The sequence below is a fragment of the Bacteroidota bacterium genome (assembly GCA_018698135.1).
Lineage (GTDB): Bacteria > Bacteroidota > Bacteroidia > CAILMK01 > JAAYUY01 > JABINZ01.
The window spans coordinates 1-7,363 of record JABINZ010000265.1; the positions used below are offsets into that span (position 1 = coordinate 1).

The following is a 7,363-nucleotide window of genomic DNA, read 5'->3' on the forward strand; positions in this document are numbered from 1 at the left end:
AATTCCCCTACCTTCTCCATATTTCCTTTACGCAAGTAAATATTTATCAATAATGGAATAGCTGATTTGTCTTCAGGTTTCAATTCCATCGATTTTTCCAGGTAAGGAATGGCATCTTCAAAAAATTTCATGTATTGCACTTTTGCTGCATCTTCTTTAGCTGCATCTCTTAGGTTTAACGACTCATTGTAAATGTCAACCCCTTTATTGAAATAAATGGTTCCTATCTTATTGTTGATCAAAAATCTCAATTCGTTATCTTCATCACCTAAAAGCTCTAAAGAATTGTTAAACGTCTCAATTGCTTTCGACCTGAACAATTCTGCTTCATCTACTTTTTTATCGTCTGAGAACTTCTCAGATATTGTAAAATAAGATTCAGCAAGTGTAATAGCCAGATTAGGATTCTCAGGATCAGCTGTTAATGCATTTTCCAATTTGGAAATTAAATCATCTAAGCGACCAGCTTTTTGATAAATCTGTAGCTCCTTAATAGTTAAGTCTTTTGCATTCTCTTCATCAGTAACATTAACTTTCCCTAAATCGATAACTTCCAGAGCTTTATCAACATTTTCCTCTTCCAGATAAATGTCTGCTAAATTGATATAAGCTAAAACACCACTGAATTTATTGGTTACCAATCCGTTATAAATACTTTTTGCACGCTGCTTCTGTCCTATTTGATCGGCTGCTGTTCCTGCATACTGGTAAATATCCATGTAGTCGATATTATACTTGGCTAATTCATAGATAACATATACGGAATCTTTCTCCATAAGTTTCACAGTTTCAAAGTATTGATCGAAGCGGCTTAAAGCACCGGTGAAATTTTCAGTTGCTATATTTCCCTCTTTACCCATATTTTGCACAGCAATATTGTATTTGTCAATACCCGTATTGAAGAAAAACAAGGCTAAGTCTCTAAGAATCAATTTGTTTTTGTCTTTGAATTTCTTTTTTACATCAAATTGACTACACTTTTTAATCGATTCCAAGGATTCAGTTAATGGATCAGTTGCTAAAGCTTGCACAGCCGTATCAGAATTAATAGCCACATCATGATAAATCATGGCTCTGAAATGCCATGTCTTCGCATCCTGAATGGTTGTTTCGTGTTTGGCAGCTTCATTTATGGCACTGATGGCTTTGCCATATTGTTTGTCATTTAAATACGTCCATGCTGACGTTCTCTTGGCTGGTTGGGCATTTACAATTGCTCCTGTTAGCATCAGTCCAAGAAGTAAAATGCTAAGTTGTTTCATAATTATGTTTTTAATTGATTTTTATTGATAATACAATTCAAATATACTGTCAAGGATCAAATTTAGCCTTATGAATGAGTATTTGACCATAAATTATTAGTAAATACGCTTACTCATCAATTGCTTCATCATTCTCTTCAACTTCATCCTCATCGGTTTCAGTTTCTGATTCGTTCTCATCTTCGATAATTTCAGGACTTTCTTCAGACTGCTGTTCGTTCATATCAACTACCAAATCTGCATTTTCATCTTCAACCTCTTCCTCAAATTCTCCAGCAACAATACGTGCCACACTAGCCACGTCATCACCTTCATGGATTTTAATCAATCGAACACCTTGTGTAGCGCGCCCCATTGTTCTAACATTGGAAATTTTCATACGGATTGCAATTCCTGAACGGGTTACAATCATGAGTTGCTCTTCTTCAGTGACATTACCAATTGCAACTAGCTTACCTGTTTTCTCTGTAATATTAAGTGTTCTGATTCCTTTACCACCTCGTTTGGTGATTCTGTAATCTTCAACTGCGGAGCGTTTTCCATATCCATTTTCAGAAACAACCATGATGGTATCTGTCGTATCCTGTACGGCCAACATACCAATCACAAAGTCGTCTTCAAACTTGGTTGATAAACGAAGTCCGATTACTCCGGCTGCACCTCTACCCATTGGACGAACTTGCGTTTCGTGGAATCGAATGGATTGTCCATAATTAGAACCCAGCATTAAGAAGCTATTTCCATCTGTTTTAAGGGCTTCAATTAATTCATCGCCCTCATTGATGGTAATGGCAATTATTCCTCCCTGACGTGGTCTGGAATACGCCTCCAGTGTTGTTTTCTTGATAATTCCTTTACGAGTAGCAAAAACAATATAGGTATTGTTCAGATATTCTTCATCTTTAATGTCTTCTACCGAAACAAATGCTTTGATGGTTTCATCCTTTTGGAGCTGTACCACATTCTGAATGGGTCGGCCTTTTGTGGCTTTTTCACCTTCAGGAATCTCGTATACATTTAACCAATAACATTTACCCTGATCAGTAAACAGCAATAGGTAATTATGTGTTTTTGATATAAAAATATGCTTAAAGAAGTCGTTATCTCTTTTGTTTGCTGCTTTTGCTCCACGCCCTCCCCTATGTTGAGTTCGGTAATCAGTTAGTACAGTTCGTTTGATATATCCATTGTTTGAAATAGTAATGACTACTTCTTCATTTGGAATAATATCCTTAATATCAATGTCTTCAGCACTATGTTGTATTTCAGTTCTTCTCTCGTCTCCGTATCTTTCTTTGATTTCAAGAAGCTCATCTTTAATAATTTGCATCCTGATTTCTTTGCTGGCCAATATTTCCTTCAATCTATTAATGATATCCATTAGCTCAGCATATTCTGCTCTTAACTTGTCTATTTCAAGACCCGTAAGTCTTTGAAGTCTCATTTCGAGTATGGCCTTGGATTGCAAATCGGATAACTCAAATTTCGCAATTAAGCCAGCTTTTGCTTCATCAGGTGTTTTTGATGCACGAATAATCGCAATTACCTCATCGATATTATCGACAGCTATAATTAAACCTTCAAGAATGTGAGCACGTTTTTGTGCTTCTTTAAGTTCATACTCTGTACGTTTGACAACCACTTCGTGCCTGTGCTCTACATAAACTGAAATCAGGTCTTTTAGATTCAGATTTCTTGGTCTGTTCTTTACCAGAGCAATCGAATTCACACTAAATGAAGACTGTAGCTGTGTGTATTTGAACAAGGTATTTAGCACTACTTGAGAGTTGGCTTCTCGTTTAAGTTCATAAACGATACGCATACCATCCCTATCCGATTCATCTCTAATATCCGAGATTCCGTCAATTACTTTGTCCATAACCAGATCAGCGGTTTTCATAATCATGGACGCTTTATTCACCAGATAAGGTATTTCAGAGACAATAATTCGTTCTCGTCCATTCTCCTTTTCCTCAATAACAGCTTTTGCACGCATAACAATACGTCCTCTACCTGTTTCAAATGCTTCTTTTACACCTGTGTATCCATAAATAATACCTCCGGTTGGGAAATCAGGAGCTTTGATGAATTTCATCAACTCCTCTATGGTAATTTCGGAGTTATCAATATATTCGAGTGTGCCGTTAATAACTTCAGTGAGATTGTGTGGTGCCATGTTAGTAGCCATACCAACTGCAATACCGGAAGCTCCATTTACCAATAAGTTTGGAAATCTAGCTGGTAATACGGTGGGCTCTGTTAAGGACTCATCAAAGTTGGGTCGGAAATCAACAGTATCCTTTTCCAGGTCAATTAACAATTCCTCAGCAATCCTTTTTAATCGGGCTTCAGTATAACGCATAGCAGCCGGACTATCACCATCTACTGAACCAAAGTTTCCTTGTCCATCAACAAGCGGATAACGTAATGACCATGGTTGAGCCATACGTACCATTGTATCGTAAACAGATGTGTCACCATGTGGGTGATACTTTCCTAAAACCTCACCAACTATTCTGGCGGATTTTTTATATGATCGGTTGTGTAATACACCCAATTCTCGCATTCCAAATAAAACTCTGCGGTGAACTGGTTTTAATCCATCTCTGGCATCGGGTAAAGCACGTGATACAATTACAGACATCGAATAATCGATGTAAGCAGACTTCATTTGTTCGTTAACGTCTACCGTAATTACCCTTCCTTGAAATTCTCCCATAAAAATAAGCTCTTTTATTAACTTTAAAGCATTAACAATTAGTTTGTTACATTTGTTAAAATGCCTTTTTTATTGTTGCTGCAAACATACAATTATTTAAGCTGCTAACCTGATAAGATTAGCGGCAATTATTAACAATAATTGTGTAAAAAATAGTTGTTGTAGCTTGTTGAATTTCAGCTACTTGGGAAGAGGTGTTTGATGGGCTTTTCTAAATTCATTTTGGGTATACACATTTTGCCTGCTTCAATTGTCAAAAAGACCTATTCAAGTTCAACAATTGTGACTCCTTCTCCTCCATTTTGAGCACTTTCACTTTTTACTTCTGCAATGAAGTTGTAGTTTTTTAAACTATCACGAATAGCAGCTCTTAAAATGCCATCTCCGTGTCCGTGAATTATCCGTAACGATTTGTAATGATGGAGTAAGGCATCATCTATAAATTTTTCTGTTAGTAAGAGCGCTTCGTCTCTTCTTTGTCCACGAACATCCATAACAGGACTAAATGAATTATCTCGTTCTGTTGAAACAATAAGCTTTGGTTTACTCGCCATGGATGGCTGGTCTTTGTTTTCGACCACAAGCAGCCTTTCTAATTCAACCTTAGCACGTATGTTGCCGAATATGACTACGGCTTTCTTTTTATCAATAGATTCAACCATGCCAATATCAGTTCGATCGTCTAACACGACCTGATGTCCAACTTGAACCGCAATATTAGATTTGTTTATTTTAAGTGGCTTCGGTTTCTTCTGTTTTTTTTCTTGTTTTTGAACAACTTCTTTTTCCTGCTGAAGCTTTACTTGTATTTCTTTTTTCTTTTCAGATTTTAGCTCTGTGTTGGTTTCAGATTGCCATTGGTTAATGAGTTTGTCGAAATGCTTATTGGTATTGTCAAGATATTTTTTTGCCTTTTCCTGCGTTTCCTGTAGTATTTTGCTTTTACTTTCTGTTAATTCGTATTTGAGTTTCCTGTTTTCTTCTATTAATTGATCAGCTTGCTTTTTTTGTTTCAGAATATCAGCTGATTGCATTTCGACCTGTTTCATTTCTTCCTGCAGGCGAACCAATAAACTATCCAAATTCAATTCATTCGTTTGAATTTTGCTTCGAATGCGCTTGATAAAAGTATTTCCAAATCCAATTTTTTGCACCAATTCAAATGCATACGAACTACCTGGTCTGCCAATTTCTAAATGATAGGTAGGTGAATATGTATCCAAATCAAATAGCATGGCTCCATTGAGCATACCTTCGTTTTCGGCAGCATAAACCTTCAAATTTGTATAATGTGTTGTAATTATTCCAAATGCTTTTTTTTCATTCAGATTTTCAAGCATTGTTTCAGCTATAATACCGCCTATTTGAGGATCTGTTCCTGAACCAAATTCATCAATTAAAATGAGTGCATTAGCACTGGAATTTTCCAGAAAATGCTTCATATAAGAAAGCTTGCTGGTGTAGGTACTTAAATCATTATCAATGGATTGGTTATCACCTATATCAACAAATAATTGCTTATAAATGCCCATGCAACTATTTGGGTGAACAGGAATTAACATCCCTGCTTGCAGCATTAATTGATTCAAACCAACAGTTTTAAGGCATACAGATTTTCCTCCGGCATTCGGGCCACTGATAATTAATATTCTTTTGTCAGTATCTAATTTTAAATTGAGAGAAATGGTTTTCTTCTTCAATTTAGTGTTTTTCAAAAATAACAACGGATGAAAAGCATCAACCAATTCGGTTTGATTAGTATCGGCTAGTTTGGGTGCAATAGCATGTAAGGAAACAGCTAATTTTGCTTTTGCTCGGATTAAATCGAAACGCCCCAAAAGGAATTGATAATGAGAAAGTAAGGAAACATAAGGATTGTAATAATCTGATAACTCCCTGAGTATACGTTGTATTTCCTTTTTTTCTTGCTGAAAGAGCTCATACAATTTGTAATTCAACTCTACAACCTCTTCAGGTTGTATGAATGCCGTTTTACCGGTAGCCGATTCGTCCAAAATAAGCCCCTTCACTTTTCGCTTATATTTAGAATCGATTGCCAACACCCTATCTCCTCTTCTGACACTCTGCTCCTCGTCATGTAGCCATTTATTGTTTCGGCAATAGCTTAACACTTTCTGGAAACGCTGCTCCATCTCTGATTGAGTCTTATTGATTTTTTTCCTGATGTCAGAAAGCTCTTTAGAAGCATTATTTTTAATATCTCCTCCTTCAGCTAAAACAGAATCCAGCTTACTAATTAACTCTTCATTAAATTCAGAACCTAGAATAATTTGATTGAGAACTGGGATTTCTGCTTGATATTTAGTAAAAAACTTGAATATTTTTTGAACAGTTAATAGAAATAATAATATCCGATAAAATTCACTTGCCTCTAAGGTTGAACCTTGAATAGATAAAATTTTCAGAGCCTGAGCAATATCTAAATAATTAACTGTAGGAAAAGAATAGGCTTGTTCTAATATGTATTTGAATTCGCTTGTTTCATCTAGTAATCTGGAAATAAGGTCTTTTGAAGTGAGTAATTTAATATTTTCGACTTGTTTGATTCCAAGTTCTGAAATACACAATTCGGCTAATAAAGCCCTAATTTGATTGAATTCGAGTTTTTGCTCTAAATCAGCTGGGTATGTTTCAAAATATGTTTGATTGGCAGCTTCCACCCTATATCCTTTAGGATGCCTCTTTTTTAAGTTCGGTTACTGTAATTCTATTACCCTGAACTTTAAGCACTTCCAGTTCTGTATTGGTGCTAATATACTCTCCCAATGAACGAACTTCAAAATTCTTCTCATTTATTCGTGCTTTTCCAATAGGCTTAATATCTGAAATGGCAATGCCTTTATCTCCTGCCTTTACTATATCCTTTTCAATAACATTTGCTTTGCCACTTATATGATCTTTGTTTGATAACTTACTCCAAACATTCGATTTAGCACCAAGAATTATGATTACGACAAGGGATAATATGGTTGCTGCCAAAGTGATGTGTCCGACTTTATTTCCCAAATCAGCATAGGCAAAGTAAATTCCCAAAGCAATTAGGATAAATCCTAAAATACCTACTACAGTTGTGCCTGGAACGAAAAACAGTTCTACAAAAAACAGGATAACGCCAACAATTAACAACACTATAATCCAAGTCATGCTTATATGATTTTTGTGCAAATATAATGCATGCTAGAAGAAATAAATGAGATTTAAGAAGCTAGATATATAATTATTTGTAACTAATCAGGGACAAACATAGCAAGTAATTTTATTCAATTTCTGAGTTTTCCACAATATAGATGACAGGTACACGCTTAGGCAATTAATAGTTGCAATCGAATTGATTTGGAATATTTTAAGAAATGGGAATAAC

The 7,363-nt window shown here is 35.6% G+C and carries 4 protein-coding genes; all 4 read right to left on the reverse strand.

What is annotated here, in order from left to right:
- Positions 1-1,262 (reverse strand): hypothetical protein (locus tag HOG71_16345; GenBank protein MBT5992418.1); only part of this gene is annotated, 1,262 nt, incomplete at its 3' end.
- Positions 1,263-1,371: 109 nt separating this feature from the next.
- On the reverse strand, positions 1,372-3,981 hold the full coding sequence (gene gyrA / locus HOG71_16350; GenBank protein ID MBT5992419.1) for a DNA gyrase subunit A: 2,610 nt from the start codon (positions 3,979-3,981) through the stop codon (positions 1,372-1,374).
- A 263-nt stretch (positions 3,982-4,244) separates the two neighbouring features.
- The gene (locus tag HOG71_16355) at positions 4,245-6,662 is read right to left on the reverse strand and encodes an endonuclease MutS2 (protein ID MBT5992420.1); all 2,418 of its coding nucleotides are present in this window, start codon (positions 6,660-6,662) and stop codon (positions 4,245-4,247) included.
- A gap of 10 nt (positions 6,663-6,672) precedes the next feature.
- Entirely contained in the window at positions 6,673-7,146 is a 474-nt protein-coding gene (locus tag HOG71_16360) for a hypothetical protein (GenBank protein ID MBT5992421.1), read from the reverse strand.
- Positions 7,147-7,363: the final 217 nt, after the last annotated feature.

Excerpts from the sequence above, each read along its gene's own strand:
- HOG71_16360 (MBT5992421.1), bottom strand. The coding sequence starts at position 7,146 with ATGACTTGGATTATAGTGTTGTTAATTGTTGGCGTTATCCTGTTTTTT.
- gyrA (MBT5992419.1), bottom strand. The coding sequence starts at position 3,981 with ATGGGAGAATTTCAAGGAAGGGTAATTACGGTAGACGTTAACGAACAA.